We start from the raw sequence: 16,607 nt of genomic DNA, 5'->3' as shown, positions 1-16,607 counted from the left end.
ATTCATGTCAGCCCGGCCGACATCCTTGCCCGTCGCGCCGCCCGCTGGTCGGTAAGCGGGCGCCCGCACCATAACGTAAGTTCCCTGTGGACGACACGACGACAACCCACGCCCGTGACATCAGTCACGGGGTGGCGCATGAGGCCGATTTTTCAGAATTTTCCTATTGCCAGCGCGCCCGAAAAAGCCCGAAGAGGGGCGCTGGTATGCCAGAATCCGGTCGCCGCCGTGACATCGATCGCGTGCAGCATGTCACTGGGGATCACGAACGACCGCTGGTTCGCCGCTTGTGCGGCGGACGGACGTGCTCGTCAACTTTTGAATGGATCGGAAGGGAAACATGGATCTGCTTCGTTTCATCCTGATGCTGCCCGTACGCCTGCTGCGCGGACTGGGTTGGTTGCTCGGTCGCGTGCTGCGGCCTGTCTTCGGCAACATGGCCTGGTCGGCACCCGCCTGGGTCCCCGCGACCGGCCGCGCCGCCCGCAGCCATCCCCTGAAGTTCACGGCCACGGTTGCGGGTGCGATCCTGATCGCCGCCGCCGGCTGGTTCGGCTGGCACTGGTGGGAAAACCGACCGAAGCCGGTCGAGCCCAACCGCATCACGTTTGAAGCCCCCGCGCCCGACATCAGCGAGTACGAGCATGTCCCGGTGACGATCCATCCGCTCACGGTGACCTTCTCGGGGTCGGCAGCGAAGATCGAGTCGCTCGGCAAGCCGGTGACCGACGGCATCGCCATGGATCCGAAACTGCCCGGCCAGTGGAAGTGGGAGAGCGATCGCGTACTCACCTTCGTGCCGTCCGCGGACTGGCCGGTGGGCCGGAAGATCGAGGTCAGTTTCGACAAGGCGAAGGTGTTCGCGCCGCAGGCGGTGCTGGCCGACGACCACTTCACCGTCTCGACCGTCCCCTTCACCGCGCGCGTCGTCAATGGCGAGTTCTACCAGGACCCGCAGGATCCGACCAAGAAGAAGACCATCGTCCAACTGGGCTTCAATTACCCGGTCGATGCCGCGCAGCTCGAAAAGCGTCTGAAGCTCGACCTGCGCAACGGGAATGAAAAGCGCGGCAGCGAACTGAAGTTCTCCGTCACCTATGACGATCGTCGCCTCAACGCGTTCGTCCACTCGCAGCCCCTGCAGCTGCCGCGCGACGACGGTTCGGTCGGCCTCAGGCTGGACGATGGCGCGGTAAGCAGCCGAGGCGGCGACGGCACGGAGAAAGCGCTGGAAACCGCGGTGCGCGTACCCGGCCTGTATAGCCTGAAGGTCGACGAGATCTCGGCGACGCTCGTGGACAACGCCCGCTTTGAGCCGGAGCAGGTCGTGGTGATGAATTTCGGCGGGCCGGTCAGCGATACCGAGCTGGCGAAGCGGCTGCACGTCTGGGTGGTGCCCCGCAGCGATAAGGGCTACGGCGTTTCCACCATCGGCGAGAGCGACCTGCGCTCGTTCACGGCGATCAAGCCCGACGTGGTGCCGACCGAAAGCGACTGGTCGGCCACGCAGAGCTTCAAATACCACGCCCAGCCGGGCCAGCAGATCTATGTCCGTGTGGACAAGGGCCTGACCTCGTTCGGCGGCTACATCATGGCGAAGTCGCGCGCCGAGCTGCTCACGGTGCCCGACTACCCGCGCCTGCTCCGCTTCATGGCCGACGGCTCACTGCTGTCGCTCAGCGGTGACAAGCGGATCTCCGTGGTCTCGCGCAATATCCCCGGCATGCGGGTGGAGATCGGCCGCGTGCTGCCGGACCAGCTGCAGCATCTGGTCTCGCTCAACGAGGGTAGCTACGCGAAGCCGGAAATGTACGGCTTCACCTCGGACCACATCGTCGACCGCTTCGTAAAGAAGGTTTCGTTCCCGGACGAAGGCCCGGGCAAGGCGCATTACGAAGGCTTCGATCTTGGCCAGTACCTCGCGTCCGGCAAGAAGGGCGTGTTCCTGCTCAAACTGTCCGGCTATGACGAGAACGCCGAGAAGGAAGCACGCGACCGGCGCGTCAAGGCAGCCCGCGAAGCCGCGGCCCGCGACGCGGGCGCCGATGCGGATGCCGCCGCGGCCGAAGCGGCGAAAGACGATGACGATAGCGGTCATGCACCTTACGACTGGCCGAAGGACGAGCGCCTGGTCGTCATCACCGACCTCGGCGTCATCGCCAAGAAGTCGATGGACGGAAGCCAGGACATCTTCGTGCAGTCCATCCGCAATGGCTCGCCGGTAAGTGGCGCCTCGGTCGCCGTGATCGCCAAAAACGGCAGCACGCTGTTCACGCAGACCACGGGCGCCGATGGCCTGGCTCACTTCGCCAGCCTGAAGGGCTTCACCCAGGAAAAAGCGCCGGCGATGTACGTCGTGCGCCAGGGCGAGGATCTGTCGTTCCTGCCCGTGACCTCGTACGACCGTACGCTGGACTTTTCGCGCTTCGACATCGGCGGTGAGCCCAACGCGCACAGCCAGGGCCAGCTCTCGGGCTACCTGTTCTCGGATCGCGGCATCTACCGTCCGGGCGACCTGTTTCATATCGGCATGATCGTGCGCGCCAACAGCTGGACGCGCAGCGTGGCGGGTATGCCCCTGATCGCCGAGGTGGTCGACCCGCGCGGCACCACCGTGCGCCAGCAGACCGTGTCCATGGACGCCGCCGGTTTCGCCGAGCTCGACCACACCACGTCCGAGACGTCGCCCACCGGCAACTGGACGGTGAACCTGTACATCGCCAAGGACGGCAAGCCGTACTCGCAGATCGGCAGCACGACCGTGCAGGTCAAGGAGTTTCAGCCGGACCGCATGAAGGTCGCGGCCAAATTGTCGACCGCCGTGACCGAAGGCTGGGTGAAGCCCGCGCAGCTGAAGGCACTGGTCGACGTGCAGAACCTGTTCGGGACCCCGGCGGCGGATCGCCGCGTCGAAGGGTCGCTGACGTTGCGCCCCGCGTACCCGTCATTCCCGAGCTACAAGGACTACCACTTCTACGACATCCGTCGTGCGAAGGAAGGCTTCGAAGAAAAGCTCGCCGATGCGAAGACCGACGACAAGGGTCATGCGGAGTTCGCGCTGGACCTGTCGAAGTATGCCGACGCGACCTACCAGCTCTACTTCCTCGCCAAGGCGTATGAAGCTGAGGGTGGCCGCAGCGTAGCCGCCGCGACCCAGGGTATGGTTTCGTCGAACGACTGGCTGGTCGGCTACAAGGCGGTCGACAACCTCGACTACGTGAGCCGCGACGCGAAGCGCACGGTCAATCTCGTCGCCATCGATCCGTCGGCGAAGCGCATCGACCTCAACGGCCTCAAGCAGGACATCGTCGAAACGCGCTTCGTTTCCGTGCTGACCAGGCAGGACTCCGGCGTCTTCAAGTATGAGTCGAAGGCACGCGAGACGGTGGTCTCCGAAACCCCGCTGACGATTCCCGCCGCCGGCCTCGACGTGGCGTTGCCCACGGACAAGCCGGGCAACTTCGCCCTGGTGGTGAAGGACGCGCAGGGCAAGGAGGTCAACCGTGTGGCCTGGTCGGTCGCCGGTGAGGGCAACGTGTCGCGCTCGCTCGAGCGCAACGCCGAGCTGCAGCTCACGCTGTCGAAGAAGGACTATGCGCCGGGTGAGGCGGTCGATATCGCGATCCGCGCTCCGTACGCGGGTAGCGGCCTGATCACCATCGAACGCGACAAGGTCTACGCGCACGCCTGGTTCCATGCCGACACCACCAGCAGCGTCCAGCACATCACCGTGCCGGCGGATTTTGAAGGTAACGGCTACATCAACGTGCAGTACGTGCGCGATCCGTCGTCCGACGAAATCTTCATGAGCCCGTTGTCGTTCGGTGTCGTGCCGTTCTCGGTCAACATGGACGCGCGTCGCAACGTGCTCGCCGTGGAGTCGCCGTCGCTGGTGAAGCCCGGCGACACCGTGACTTTCCACGTCACCTCGACCACGCCGATGCGTGCGGTGGTCTTCGCGGTGGACGAGGGTATCCTGCAGGTCGCGCACTACAAGCTCGGCGATCCGCTGCAGTACTTCTTCCGCAAGCGCATGCTCGAAGTGTCGACCTCGCAGATCCTGGATCTGATCATCCCGGACTTCCAGAAGCTGATGACGATGGCGGCACCCGGCGGTGACGCGGACGGTGCCATCGGCCGCCAGCTCAACCCGTTCAAGCGCAAGCGTGACAAGCCGGTGGCCTACTGGTCCGGCATCGTCGATGTCGACGGCTCGAAGGACCTGACGTACAAGGTGCCCGACTACTTCAACGGCAAGCTGCGCGTCATGGCGGTGAGTGTGTCGCCTGAGAAGATCGGTACGTTCGAAGGCGCGACCACCGTGCGCGGCGATTTCGTGCTGTCGCCGAACGTGCCCACGACGCTTGCCCCGGGCGATGAAGCCGAGATCAGTGTCGGCGTCGCCAACAACCTGACCGGACTTGGCGGAAAGGAAATCCCGGTGGCGGTGAGCCTCAGACTCGGTCCGCAACTGCAGCTGGTCGGGGACGCGTCCAAAACGCTGAATCTCGGCGAGATGCGCGAGGGCGTGGCGATCTTCCGGGTACGGGCGACGAACAAGCTCGGTTCGGGCAACCTCACCTTCACCGCGGGCGCGAACGGCAAGTCGGCGAAACAGTCGGTGGATCTTTCGGTCCGCCCCGCCTCGCCGATGCGTACCGATTTGGCCTTCGGCCGCGTCGATGCCCACGGCCGCGCGGACGTGACCTCGTTGCGCGACATGCATGACGAATACGCCAAGCGCGACGCGGCGTTCTCGTCGGTGCCGGTGGTGCTGGCGCGTGGCCTTGCCGCGTACCTCGTCGACTTCCCGCACTACTGCACGGAGCAGGTCATCAGCGCGGCGATGCCGGCGCTGATCCTCGGCAACCGCCCAGAGTTCGGCGACGTGAAGAAAGCCCGCATGCTCGGTGACGACACGCCTCCCGCCGATCCGGTGGCCGCGTTGTTCGACGTGCTGCGCGCACGCCAGAACGGGCAGGGCGGTTTCGGCCTGTGGACGGCGACGCCGGATACGCACACCTTCGCCACCGACTACGCCGTGCATTACATGATCGAAGCGACCGATCACGGCGTGGCCGTGCCGCGCGACATGCTGGTCTCGGCCGATGAAGCGCTGCGCCAGATTGCCGCCGACGATAGTGGCGACACGCTGGTGCAGATGCGGCAGCGTGCCTATGCGATCTACCTGCTGACCCGTCAGGGTAACGTCACGACCAACGACCTGGCTTCGGTGCAGGGACGTCTGCAGGACGTTTTCCCGAAGGACTGGAAGAGCGATCTCGCCGCCGCGTGGATCGCAGCGTCGTACCAGCTGTTGCATCAGGACAAGCTGGCGAACGACCTGATGGCGCAGCCGCGCAAGCTGCTCGGTCGCAAGCCGACGGATGAGTCGTACGCGTACTTCGATTACTACGACGCGCCGATCCGCGATGCCACCGTGCTGTATCTGCTGGCGAAGCACTTCCCCGCACAGGCGAAGGCACTGCCGCCCGAGACCATCGACAACCTCGTGCGTCCGCTCGGGCAGGGCCACTACAACACCCTGTCCTCCGGCATGATCATCCTCGCGCTGGATGCATGGGCGAAGGAGACCGGTGGCGATGTGAGCAAGCTGTCGATCGGTTCGGTCGCGGCCGATGGCACCGTTACGCCGATCGGCGCGCCGAAGGGCGTGCTGGTCGACGCGCACTGGGCGGCGGGTACGCAGCGGCTGCGTCTGGTCAACGATGCCGACGCCCCGGCGTGGTATGGCGTGGCGCAGACCGGTTTCGATCGCAAGCCGTCGGCCGAAACGCGCAAGGACGGTCTGGAAATCACCCGGACCTACACCGATACCAAGGGCAAGTCGATCGACAGCGTCGCCACGGGTGACGAGATCGACGTTCACGTGCGTATCCGCGCGACGAAGAGCGACGCCGTGGACGACATCGCTATCGTCGACCTGTTGCCCGGTGGTTTCGAACCGGTGTTGCAGACGGCGCCGGCTGCGGATGCCGATGCGCCCTCGTCGGACGAAGCCACGTCGGATAACGATGCGAACGGCGGTGCCGACGAGCAAGCGAGCAACGACGGGGAAGGTGACGGCGAAGGCGACAACACCCCGGCATGGCATTCGCCGATCGGCAATCCGGAATCCACGTGGAAGCCCGACTACGCGGACGTTCGCGAGGACCGCGTGGTGGTCTATGGCATGGCCAGCACCGACGTGCAGGAGTTCGTCTACCGTATCAAGGCGACGAATGCGGGTAAGTTCGTCATTCCGCCCGTCTTCGCCGAGTCGCTGTATGACCGGGGTACGCAGGCGCGGGCGCCAGGTGGCGGGAGCATCACCGTGACGGCCAAGCCGTGATCTGTCGGGGGTAACGGGTACCCCGGGTCGCCAGCCCTGCTGGCGATAACGGGCCCCGTCACCCTCCCGTCGTGCCCACGTCCCGATGAACCCTCTCAAGCGCCTCGCCCGGATCCCATGGCACAACGCCCTCGTGGCGTTGCTGCTCATCGCGATCGTCCCCGTGGCGTGTCGCCTCTTGCCCCACGAGCCCCTGCGCGCCTGGCTCCCCTCATCGACCGCCGTCTACGACGCCGACGGCCGGCTGCTCCGGCTTACCCTCGCCAGCGACGACCGTTACCGGCTCTGGGTTCCCTTGCAGGACATCTCGCCGCAACTCGTCGACGGCGTCCTGCTGCACGAAGACCGCTGGTTCCGCTGGCATCCGGGCGTCAGCGCCTGGGGCCTCGCGCGCGGCGCATGGGTCACCTACGTACGTCACGGCAATCCCCAGGGTGGTTCCACCATCACCATGCAGCTGGCGCGGCTGATCTGGCATCTGGATACGCGCAGCCCCGGCGGCAAACTGGTGCAGGCCGCGCGGGCGATGCAGCTGGAACTGCGGTACTCCAAACACGACATTCTCGAGGCATACCTCAATGCCGCGCCTTACGGCCGCAACGTGGAAGGCGTCGGCGCGGCCAGTCTCGCGTACTTCGGCAAGCCACCCGCACGACTCACCTTGCCCGAAGCGTTGACCTTCGCGGTCATTCCGCAGGAACCGTCGCGCGGTGTGCCCGGCACGGTCGGCGGGGCCACGGTGATCGACAGGGCGCTGAAGCAGTCGCGCGACCGGCTGTTCGCGCGTTGGGTGGCGAAGCACCCGCAGGATGTCGCCGCGCGACCGCTCTTCGCTCTGCCGCTGAGCCTTCGCCCGCTGTCCCGGCTGCCTTTCGAGGCGCCACATTTTGTCGAGCAGGTACTCGCCGAGCGTCGCCTCGATGGTGGCGACGACATGCGCGTGGTCACCACGCTGGATCTCGGCCTTCAGCACAGCCTCGAGCGTCAGGTTCGCCAGTACGTCGAGCACGGTGGCGATCGCGGTATAAAAAATGCCGCGGCGATCCTGATCGACACGCGCGACATGGGGATCAGGGCGATGGTCGGCTCCGCCGACTATTTCGATTCCTCCATCGAGGGCCAGGTCAACGGCACGCAGGCAAAACGCTCGCCCGGATCCACCCTGAAGCCTTTCATCTATGCGCTGGGTTTCGATCAGGGCCTGCTGCATCCGGAAACGGTGTTACGTGACGTGCCGTCAGCGTTCGGTCCCTATACACCGGAAAACTTCGACGGTCGCTTTCTGGGCCCGGTGACCGCCACCCAGGCGCTGATCCGCAGCCGCAACATTCCCGCCGTGCAGATCGCCGCGAAGCTGGCCAGCCCCAACCTCTATCAGTTCCTGCACGATGCCGGCATCTCGCGCATGGCCAGCGAGAAACATTACGGCCTCGCTCTGGTCCTCGGCGGCGGTGAAGTCACCATGCAGGAACTGGGCGGTCTCTACGCCATGCTGGCCAACCGCGGCGAACTGCGGCCACTGCGCACGCTCGCCACCCAGCCACGTACGCAAGGCTCGCGTGTGCTGAGCGAGGAGGCCAGCTTCATGGTCATGGACATGCTGCGGCAGAACCCGCGCCCTGACGACGCGGTCGCCGCGCAACCCTCGCGCCTGCCCATCTACTGGAAGACCGGGACGTCATGGAGCTTCCGCGATGCATGGACCGCGGGCAGCTTCGGGCCCTACGTGCTGGTCGTCTGGATCGGCAATTTCGACGGGGTGGGCAATCCGGCTTTCGTCGGCGTGGACGCCGCGGCACCGCTGTTCTTCCGCATTGCCGATGCCCTGCGCGCGGAACGGCCACGCCTCGCCGAGCCCGTCCGGCGCAACCCGCCGAACCTGCGCCGCGTGCCGATCTGCCTGGCCAGCGGCGACCTGCCCAACGCCTGGTGCCCGCAGGTGGGCAGCACCTGGTTCATTCCCGGCAAGTCGCCGATCCGTGTGAGTACCGTGCACCGTCCGGTGGTCATCGACACTGCGACGGGTCAGCCGGCGTGTCCGCCGTACGACCCGCAACGCACGCGTACCGAGGTGTATGAGTACTGGCCGTCGGATCTGGCTCGCGTCTTCGCCCAGGCGGGTCTGGCGCGGCGGACACCGCCCCCGCTGCCGGACTGCCAGGGCGGCGGCCAGCTGGTTGGCGATCCGCCCAGAATCACCTCGCCGCTGAAGGGCAGCACCTACCAGATCCGGGTCTCCCGCCTGGGTACGGAGCGCGTGGCGTTCACGGCGACGGCGGACGGCGCGTCGCGCATGCTGTACTGGTTCGTCGACGACGCTTACCTGGGCAGCGTCCCGAGCGGCCAGAGCCTGATGTGGGCCCCCGATCGCACCGGGCGATTCCTCGTCCGCGTGGTCGACGACCGGGGGCGTACGGACGCCCGCGAGCTGGGCATCGGCGCTGTGGAATAGGCGGCCTCGGCGAATCGCTGCGCGTTTCCGGCAGCGGGCGTTCAGGGCACCCCCCGGATCGTCGATAACGACGGTCTGAAGCTCAACAGGGGAGAACCGTCATCATGGCCATCGGAGTGTTTTCCGGCGTTCGCCGGATGTTCGTGAAAACGGATGCGTGCGCGCACGCCAAGCTGGAGGCGCTCGACCGGACTCAGGCGGTTATCGAGTTCGCCCTGGACGGCACCATTCTCAAGGCGAACCGCAACTTTCTCGATGCCATGGGTTACGCCCACGGCACCGAGATCGTGGGTCGCCACCACCGCATCTTCGTGGACCCGGAAGACGCCGCCTCACCGGAATACGCCGCGTTCTGGAAGCGCCTCGGCTCCGGCGAGCCCGACATGGGCCTGTACCGCCGTCGCGGCAAGGACGGCCGTGAGGTCTGGATCCAGGCGAGCTACAACCCGGTGCTCAACGCGTTCGGCCGACCGGTCAAAGTCGTCAAGTTCGCCACCGACGTCACGGAGCAACGCCTGCGCGCCGCCGACATGGAAGGCCGGCTGGCAGCCATCGACAAGGCGCAGGCGGTGATCAGCTTCTCCCTGGAGGGCATCATCCTCGAGGCGAACGATAATTTCCTCGCCACCATGGGGTACGAGCGTGCCGACGTCATCGGCAGGCACCACCGCATGTTCGTCGATCAGGCCGATCGCGAAGGCTCCGACTACCTCGCTTTCTGGCAGAAACTGGGTCGTGGCGAATACGACTCGGGGCTATATCGCCGGGTCGACCATCGCGGTCGCGAAGTGTGGATCCAGGGCAGTTACAACCCGATCTTCGACATGGCCGGCCGACCCTTCAAGGTGGTCAAGTACGCCACCGACGTCACCGCGCAGACGCGTGCCGCGCGCACCCTGCACGCGTCGCTCTCCGAACTGGCCGACACCGTGCCGGCGATCGCGGAGCAAGCCCGGGTCACCAACAACCTGGCCAACGCGGCCAGCCGCTCGGCGGTGGACGGGGGTGCGATGGTCGACGCGGTGATCTCCACCATGTCCGCGATCCAGAGTGGCGCACGTGACATCTCCGACATCGTCGCGATGATCGATTCGATCGCCTTCCAGACCAACATTCTGGCGCTCAACGCATCCATCGAAGCGGCGCGCTCCGGGGTCCATGGCCGTGGCTTCGCGGTGGTGGCCAACGAAGTACGCATGCTGTCCCAGCAGAGCGCCGAGTCGGCTCGCGACATTCGTGCGCTTATCGACGGGACGCTCGAGCGCGTCCGGGAAGGCAGCGAGCGCAGCGGGGAGGCCGGTGCGGCGATGCGCGACATCCTCAGCAACGTCGGGACCCTGCTCGAGCGCGTCTCCGATGTGGCGGTGGCGACGACCCAGCAGGCGGGCGGTATCGACAACGTCCGTCGCGCGGTGGCCGAACTGGCGTGACCCGGGGCGCGGCGTTACGGTAGGCGTCCCGGACCGGAGACCGCGCCATGCACAGCACGATCATTCCCTGCCTGCGCTACCGCGACGCCCTCGAGGCGATCGACTTCCTCTGCAAGGCGTTCGGCTTCGAGAAACAGGCCGTCTATGTCAACGCCGAGGATCAGGACGTCGTCGATCATGCCCAGCTGACCTATGGCGGCGGCATGGTAATGCTGGGTTCGGCACGGGATGACACGGCTTTCAGCAAGCACATGGTTCAGCCGGACGAGGTGGGCGGGCGCCAGACCCAGTGCGCCTGCGTGACGGTGCGCGATGTCCGCGCGCACTACGAAACGGCGAAAGCCGCCGGTGCCCACATCGTGAACGAGTACGAAGAGAAGGAATACGGCGGGGCGGGTTATTCGGCCCGCGACCCCGAAGGTCATCTCTGGTACTTCGGCAGTTACGACCCCTGGGTGTCGCCCGGGGGCTGATGCCAGCGCCTGCCGTGCTCGATCATGTGCAGCCGGATTTCGTCTTCCGCGATGGCGGCCAGTGCACGAAGACCGTTGGCTTCGAGCTCGCTGAGGCCACGGGGCACGTCGCCGAAGACACACAGGGTGCCCAGCACCTGGCCATCCGGCGCGTGCAGCGGGTGGCCGGCGTAAAAGCGGATATGCGGGTCGCCCGTCACCAGCGGGTTGCGCTGGAAACGCTCATCGCTACGGGCGTCTTCCACCACCAGGATGTCCTCCCCCAGGATCGCATGACTACAGATCGCCCAGCCGCGGGGCGTCTCTTCCGGGGCGAGACCCTGCCGGGACTTGAACCACTGGCGCCGCGAGGTAAGCAGGGCAATCGCGGCCGTGGGCGCACCGGTCATCTGGCAGGCCAGCCAGGTGATACGGTCGAAGACCGGATCCTGCGCGGTGTCGAGCAGCCCGCTGCGCGCCACTGAGCGCAGACGTCGTGCCTCGTCCGCGGGAACCGGATAATCGGGGTGACGCGCCGGACGGAGCTCTTCCGGCAGGGTCAACGGTGACTCGCCCGGGGGTGCCATGCGCTCCTCGAGCAGGGCCAGCACGGCACTGCGCCGCATGCGCCGGTGACCGCCGGGGGTCTTCCACGAGGTCAGTGCGCCCCCTTCGATCCATTTCTGAGCGGTGCTCACGGAAATGCCAAGCAACTCCGCGGCGTCGCGCGTCGTCACGGTGGGATCATCGGGCGAATCGGGAGGAATGCGGTCGTTCAAGGCAGCCACGTACATAGTTCATTCAACTGTTTGAAACTACCACAGGCGATGCCCCGACTCGCTTGTCGAAAACACCGCGTTTGAGTGGCGTTCTGTTGCGTGAGCAAAGACATACACGACAACGGCGTGAACTCTGGTATACGCGGCGGATCGAATTTCGCCCATGGAGCCATCGCATGACCTCGTTCGCCACGTATCCCAGCCTCGTCGATCGTACCGTCGTCATTACCGGGGGTGCCAGCGGCATCGGTGCCTCGTTCGTCGAGCACTTTGCGGCCCAGGGCGCGAAAACCGCCTTCCTCGACGTGGCGGCCGATGCGGGCGAAGCGCTCGCGGAGCGCCTCGGCGGTGCGCGCCACCGGCCCCGTTTCCTGCGTTGCGACCTGTCGGACGTCGAGGCGCTCCGCGGAGCGATCGCCACGGTCCGCGCGGACCTCGGCCCGGTGGGCGTGCTGGTCAACAACGCGGCAAACGACGTGCGCCATGACATCTCGGACACCACTCCGGAGGAATTCGACCGCAGCATGGCCACGAACCTGCGACACCAGTACTTCGCCACCCAGGCGATCCTGCCGGATATGCGTAGCCTGGGCGGTGGCTCGGTGATCTGCCTCGGCTCGACGGGCTGGATGAAGAAGAACGCCGGCTACCCCATGTACGCGACCGCCAAGGCAGCCATCGAAGGTTTCGTCTATGGCATGGCCCGGGAACTCGGTCGCGATCGTATCCGGATCAACTGTCTGGTGCCGGGCTGGGTCATCACGGACAAGCAGCGCGAGATGTGGCTCGACGAAGAGGGGGAGGAGGAGATTCGCCGCGTGCAATGCCTGCCGGGTCACCTGATGCCCGAGGATCTGGCGCGGGCGGCCCTTTTTCTGGCGGCCGACGACAGCCGCATGTGTACCGGACAGAACTTCATCGTGGACGGCGGATGGGTCTGAAGCGCGGCATAACGTCTCACCCAGAGGCGACGCGACGCATACAGGTCGAACACATGTCGAGGCATCCAATTCAGGTTTCACATACCTGAAGGAACGACCCCATGGACGCCCCCATTCAGCAAGAGGTCGCCGCCGCGCATCCCAAGGCGGCGATCGTCACGACCTGTATCCTCGCGGCGCTCGCCGGCCTCATGTTCGGCCTCGACATCGGCGTGATCTCCGGCGCCACGCAGTTCATCCAGGCGGAGTTCAAGGTCAGCGATCACACGATCGAATGGATCGTCAGCTCGATGATGGCTGGCGCGGCGATCGGCGCGCTGGGTGCCGGCTGGATGTCGGCATCCCTGGGCCGCAAGCGCTCGCTGATCTTCGCGGGTATCGTTTTCATCGCCGGGTCGCTCTTCTGCGCCGTCGCATGGTCGCCCGCGATCCTGATCGTGGCTCGCCTGGTCCTGGGCGTCGCGATCGGTGTCGCCACCTTCACCGCGCCGCTGTATCTCGCGGAAGTGGCGCCGGAAAAGATTCGCGGCGCGATGATCTCCACCTACCAGCTGATGATCACCACGGGCATCCTGCTGGCCTTCCTTTCCGACACGGCCTTCAGCGCCAGCGGTAACTGGCGCTGGATGCTCGGCATCATCGCCGCGCCTGGCGTGCTCTTTCTCATCGGCCTGTTCTTCCTGCCGGACAGCCCGCGCTGGTTGCTGATGCGCGGTCGTCGTGAGGATGCGCAGATCGTCCTCGCGAAACTCCGCGGCGATGAGGCGGTGGTCAAAAAGGAAATCGCGGCGATCGACGAGCAGCTCAAGACGAAGCAGCACGGCTGGAGCATGTTCAAGGAGAACGCCAATTTCCGTCGCTCCGTCGGCCTGGGCGTGCTCCTGCAGGCGGTCCAGCAATTCACTGGTATGAACGTGGTGATGTACTACGCGCCGCGCATCTTCAAGGACATGGGTTACGACACGCACGCGCAGATGTGGTTCACCGCGGCGGTCGGTCTGACCAATGTTCTCGCCACGCTGATCGCCTTCGCCTTCGTCGACCGGCTGGGCCGCAAGCCCATCCTGTATGCCGGCTTCACCATCATGGCGGTGGGCCTGGGCGTGGTGGGAACCATGATGGGTCTGGGCATCAACTCGCGTGGCGAGCAGTTCTTCACCGTGGGCATGCTTCTGGTCTTCATCGTCGGCTTCGCGATGTCCGCCGGCCCGCTGATCTGGACGCTGTGTTCGGAAGTCCAGCCCCTGAAAGGACGTGACTTCGGTATCGCAGCATCGACCTTCACCAACTGGGTCACCAACATGATCGTCGGTGCCACGTTCCTGAGCCTGCTCAGCGGTATCGGCAACGCCCAGACCTTCTGGCTCTACGCGGCGCTCAATGCGCTCTTCATTTTCGTCACCTTCTTCCTGGTGCCGGAGACCAAGGGCGTCACCCTCGAGCAGATCGAACGCAACCTGATGAGCGGCAAGCCGTTGCGCAAGATCGGTCAATAAACAACGTCATCCGGTAGGAGCGTGCCTGTAATGGCCGGGTTTTTCAGGACCACCAAGTAGGAGCAAAATCTCCTGCGAGGTGAATCATGGCTCATAGAAAAATTCCGGCAGCGGTCAAAGCCGAGGCAATACGACTGGTGGTCGAGGTGGGATATACCCCGCCTCAAGCCGCTCAGATGATGGGTCTGGGGCCGACGGCCCTGAGGCGATGGGTGGAGGAATGGCGTGAACGGCAAGCGGCGATACCGGACGATCCGGTGGAGCAGCGGCGCCTCATCGCGCAGCTTCAGGGACAGCTGAAAGCCTCTGAAGACGCTCGTGCGGTGTTGGCACAGGAGCGTGACGTCCTAAAAAAACAGTTGCCCTCTCACCTGGCCGCCATCTTGCGAAAGCCGAGATCGTCCAAAAGGTGAGAGGGGATTTGTCGATACGACAGGTCTACGCGATTCTTGGCTGGCCCCGGAGCCGGCACTACGCCCCCGTCAAGGCGGCTCCCGCCATCGACGAAGGGCTTGCCCAGACCGCTCTGGCCATTCATCGGGATAGTCGCCGCAGCTATGGCGCACGCCGCCTTGCGCGCAGCCTGTGCCGGCACGGCTTTCGTGTGGGTCGCGAACGGGCGGCGACACTGATGCGCCGGCTGGACATTCGACTGAGGAAGAAGCGGTTTCATTACGCCAGACGCAACACGAAACCTGCACCGGCCGAAAATATCGTCAACCGACAGTTCGATCCGGCGCGTCCCAACCAGACCTGGGCCGGCGACATCACCTTCATCCGAACGGGCCAGGGCTTCCTCTATCTGGCCATCGTGGTCGATCTGTACTCCCGGCGAATCGTCGGCTGGGCCACAAGCCACACGCCCGATTCACGACTGGCCATCAAGGCCAACGAACTGGCCATCGGCTTGCGCCAGCCGGCTCCCGGGTTAGTCATCCACACCGACCAGGGCGCCTCGTACACCTCCGATCGCTACACCCAACATCTGGCCCGGCACGGCATCGTTCAAAGCATGAGCCGAAAGGGGAACTGCTGGGACAACGCCGTCGTCGAACGCGTCTTCCGAAGCCTTAAACAGGAGTGGTTCGGCGAGGAAACCTTCCCGACCCGAGCTCTGGCATCACAAGACGCGATCGACTACCTGGTTCGCTATTACAACCACGAGCGCCTGCACTCCGCGCTCGACTACCGCCCGCCAGCCGAGTTTGAGAGGATGGCGGCTTAACGCTCCTATGCGTGGTCCTCAAATACCCGGCCACTACAGCCTTGCGCGCGAAAAGCCAACGAAGCGGTGAAGGTGTACCGCGTCTGCGCTTCGTTGGCTTTTCGCGCGCAGGGCGCGCTCCTACATGGCGTCGTTCGCCTAACACGTCGTGAGACGTCGTGTCATGAGAATCGCGCCCATTCCAGGCCGCCGGCGTACGATAGATCCGAAAAAAATCGGATTTTTGAGTTTTATTCCATATGCCATGTCGGAGATATCCGACAGACTTCTCAGAGCGCTCGCGTAGTCGAGCTCGGCTGCGTGATGCGCGGGGTGACCCCGTGTCTCCCCAGGCCGGCGGTCCCGTCGGGACCGTTTCTCAAGATCTGAAAAGGGTTAATTGGATGAACCTCAAAGCAATTACTTCCGCGCTGCTCATCGCGGGTCTCGCCGCTCCGTCGGCATTCGCCTCGACGGGCACCGTCACGTTCACCGGTTCCATCACCAACGTCACCTGCACGGTCGACGGTGGTGCGCCGGGCAACGGCCCGGACTTCACCGTCAACATCGGTGCGGTCAACGCGGCCGACTTCGCCAACGTCGGCGATACCTCGGGTAACACGGGCTACCGCATCTACATTGGTAAAGCCGGCGAAACCACCTGCGCGGATGGAACGAAGGTGTGGGCGAGCTACGACACCGGCTCGACGGTGGATCCGGCCACGGGCGCGCTGAAGACCGTCGGCGCCGCGACGGGTGTGCAGATTCGTCTGTTCGACAAGAATGGTCAGCCGATCGACATCTGGAACGACAAGCAGGATGGCGTCAAGGAAGTCGTCGTCGGCAACCAGGCCCTGCTGGCCTATTCGGCTTCGTATCAGCGCACGGGAAACATCACGGCGGGTGACGCCAACAGCTCGGTGACCTACACCGTCCGCTTCGAGAACTAAGGAAGGAAGTCGACCGCCGGCCTGGCCGGCGGTCGCACTGTTTACGTGAAGGAACGACTCCGGATGCACGCGATGAAATGGAATCCCGGCCTGCCAGCGTGTGTGCTTGCCGCGCTGCTGATGCTTGCCCCCACGCCTGCCGGGGCGGGCGTGGTCATGAATGCGACACGCTATGTCTGCCGTTCTATTTCAGGGTGGAGTCCTGCGCGGAGCCGGTCGGGATGATCGCCAGTTTCACCTTCGGTAAGGCGACGGACGCCGATCCTGTACTGGATGAGCTCTTCTCCCTGACCGGCCCGAAGAACGTCGGTCTCGAAATCGCCAGCGACGATACGAAGACGACGCTCCGGCCCGGCGTGCCGTTCCTGGTCAACGCCGTGGGCACTGGCCGCTCTTATCAGTTCAACGCGCGTCTGCGTGAAACCCAGCCGACGGTGCGCGGCGGTGAGTTCCGGCGTCCCCTGCTGGTGCAGGTCGAGTTCTTCTGAGGGCCGCGTGACGCCCCGGTCCCGCCGCTCCCGTTCGGCGTTAGAATCGGGGACCTCGCACGT

At 65.1% G+C, this 16,607-nt stretch carries 11 protein-coding genes and 2 pseudogenes; 12 read left to right on the top strand and 1 reads right to left on the bottom strand.

Annotated features, from left to right (window positions below):
* The first annotated feature begins 340 nt into the window (after positions 1-340).
* From FA85_RS09440 to FA85_RS09425, 6 genes and pseudogenes are all read left to right on the top strand, one after another.
* A complete protein-coding gene (locus FA85_RS09440; RefSeq protein ID WP_036109320.1) occupies positions 341-6,352 on the top strand; it encodes an alpha-2-macroglobulin family protein in 6,012 nt (2,003 codons plus the stop codon).
* A gap of 85 nt (positions 6,353-6,437) precedes the next feature.
* Positions 6,438-8,804, top strand: a complete 2,367-nt coding sequence (pbpC, locus tag FA85_RS09435; protein WP_036109322.1) for a penicillin-binding protein 1C — start codon at positions 6,438-6,440, stop codon at positions 8,802-8,804.
* Between the two features lie 104 nt (positions 8,805-8,908).
* Positions 8,909-9,307: pseudogene (locus FA85_RS22730) on the top strand (PAS domain-containing protein); the annotation flags it as partial.
* A 48-nt stretch (positions 9,308-9,355) separates the two neighbouring features.
* Positions 9,356-9,688 (top strand): annotated as a pseudogene (locus FA85_RS22725) (PAS domain S-box protein); the annotation flags it as partial.
* Positions 9,689-9,733: 45 nt separating this feature from the next.
* Positions 9,734-10,234 (top strand): methyl-accepting chemotaxis protein, encoded by a 501-nt coding sequence (locus FA85_RS22720; RefSeq protein ID WP_428977061.1) that lies wholly within the window; start codon positions 9,734-9,736, stop codon positions 10,232-10,234.
* Between the two features lie 47 nt (positions 10,235-10,281).
* Positions 10,282-10,707, top strand: a complete 426-nt coding sequence (locus FA85_RS09425) for a VOC family protein (RefSeq protein WP_036109324.1) — start codon at positions 10,282-10,284, stop codon at positions 10,705-10,707.
* Here the strand turns inward: FA85_RS09425 and FA85_RS09420 are convergent.
* Positions 10,677-11,474: a GAF domain-containing protein gene (locus FA85_RS09420; protein ID WP_197056511.1), complete on the bottom strand. Its 798-nt coding sequence runs from the start codon at positions 11,472-11,474 to the stop codon at positions 10,677-10,679. The genes FA85_RS09425 and FA85_RS09420 overlap by 31 nt on opposite strands.
* 167 nt (positions 11,475-11,641) lie before the next feature.
* Here FA85_RS09420 and FA85_RS09415 point away from each other — a divergent pair, with 167 nt between their 5' ends.
* From FA85_RS09415 to FA85_RS09390, 6 genes are all read left to right on the top strand, one after another.
* Positions 11,642-12,406, top strand: coding sequence for an SDR family NAD(P)-dependent oxidoreductase (locus FA85_RS09415; protein WP_036109326.1), 765 nt, complete (start codon positions 11,642-11,644; stop codon positions 12,404-12,406).
* 101 nt (positions 12,407-12,507) lie between these two features.
* On the top strand, positions 12,508-13,902 hold the full coding sequence (locus tag FA85_RS09410) for a sugar porter family MFS transporter (protein ID WP_036109328.1): 1,395 nt from the start codon (positions 12,508-12,510) through the stop codon (positions 13,900-13,902).
* Positions 13,903-13,988: 86 nt separating this feature from the next.
* Positions 13,989-14,315 carry a transposase gene (locus FA85_RS09405; protein ID WP_036109331.1) on the top strand — a complete coding sequence of 109 codons (327 nt, stop codon included), beginning with the start codon at positions 13,989-13,991 and terminating at the stop codon, positions 14,313-14,315.
* A gap of 8 nt (positions 14,316-14,323) precedes the next feature.
* Entirely contained in the window at positions 14,324-15,127 is an 804-nt protein-coding gene (locus FA85_RS09400; protein ID WP_239739737.1) for an IS3 family transposase, read from the top strand.
* A gap of 383 nt (positions 15,128-15,510) precedes the next feature.
* Positions 15,511-16,056 (top strand): fimbrial protein, encoded by a 546-nt coding sequence (locus tag FA85_RS09395; RefSeq protein ID WP_036109336.1) that lies wholly within the window; start codon positions 15,511-15,513, stop codon positions 16,054-16,056.
* Positions 16,057-16,277: 221 nt separating this feature from the next.
* Positions 16,278-16,544, top strand: a complete 267-nt coding sequence (locus FA85_RS09390) for a hypothetical protein (protein WP_036109338.1) — start codon at positions 16,278-16,280, stop codon at positions 16,542-16,544.
* Positions 16,545-16,607 lie beyond the last annotated feature (63 nt).

The sequence above is a fragment of the Luteibacter mycovicinus genome (assembly GCF_000745235.1).
Lineage (GTDB): Bacteria > Pseudomonadota > Gammaproteobacteria > Xanthomonadales > Rhodanobacteraceae > Luteibacter > Luteibacter mycovicinus.
The sequence above is the reverse complement of the archived record's forward strand: the minus strand, read 5'-3'. Positions and strand labels throughout refer to the sequence as shown.

Bases quoted from the DNA above. Each gene is read 5' to 3' on its own strand.
- FA85_RS09440 (WP_036109320.1), top strand. From the start codon at position 341: ATGGATCTGCTTCGTTTCATCCTGATGCTGCCCGTACGCCTGCTGCGC.
- pbpC (WP_036109322.1), top strand. From the start codon at position 6,438: ATGAACCCTCTCAAGCGCCTCGCCCGGATCCCATGGCACAACGCCCTC.
- FA85_RS09425 (WP_036109324.1), top strand. From the start codon at position 10,282: ATGCACAGCACGATCATTCCCTGCCTGCGCTACCGCGACGCCCTCGAG.
- FA85_RS09415 (WP_036109326.1), top strand. From the start codon at position 11,642: ATGACCTCGTTCGCCACGTATCCCAGCCTCGTCGATCGTACCGTCGTC.
- FA85_RS09410 (WP_036109328.1), top strand. From the start codon at position 12,508: ATGGACGCCCCCATTCAGCAAGAGGTCGCCGCCGCGCATCCCAAGGCG.
- FA85_RS09405 (WP_036109331.1), top strand. From the start codon at position 13,989: ATGGCTCATAGAAAAATTCCGGCAGCGGTCAAAGCCGAGGCAATACGA.
- FA85_RS09395 (WP_036109336.1), top strand. From the start codon at position 15,511: ATGAACCTCAAAGCAATTACTTCCGCGCTGCTCATCGCGGGTCTCGCC.
- FA85_RS09390 (WP_036109338.1), top strand. From the start codon at position 16,278: ATGATCGCCAGTTTCACCTTCGGTAAGGCGACGGACGCCGATCCTGTA.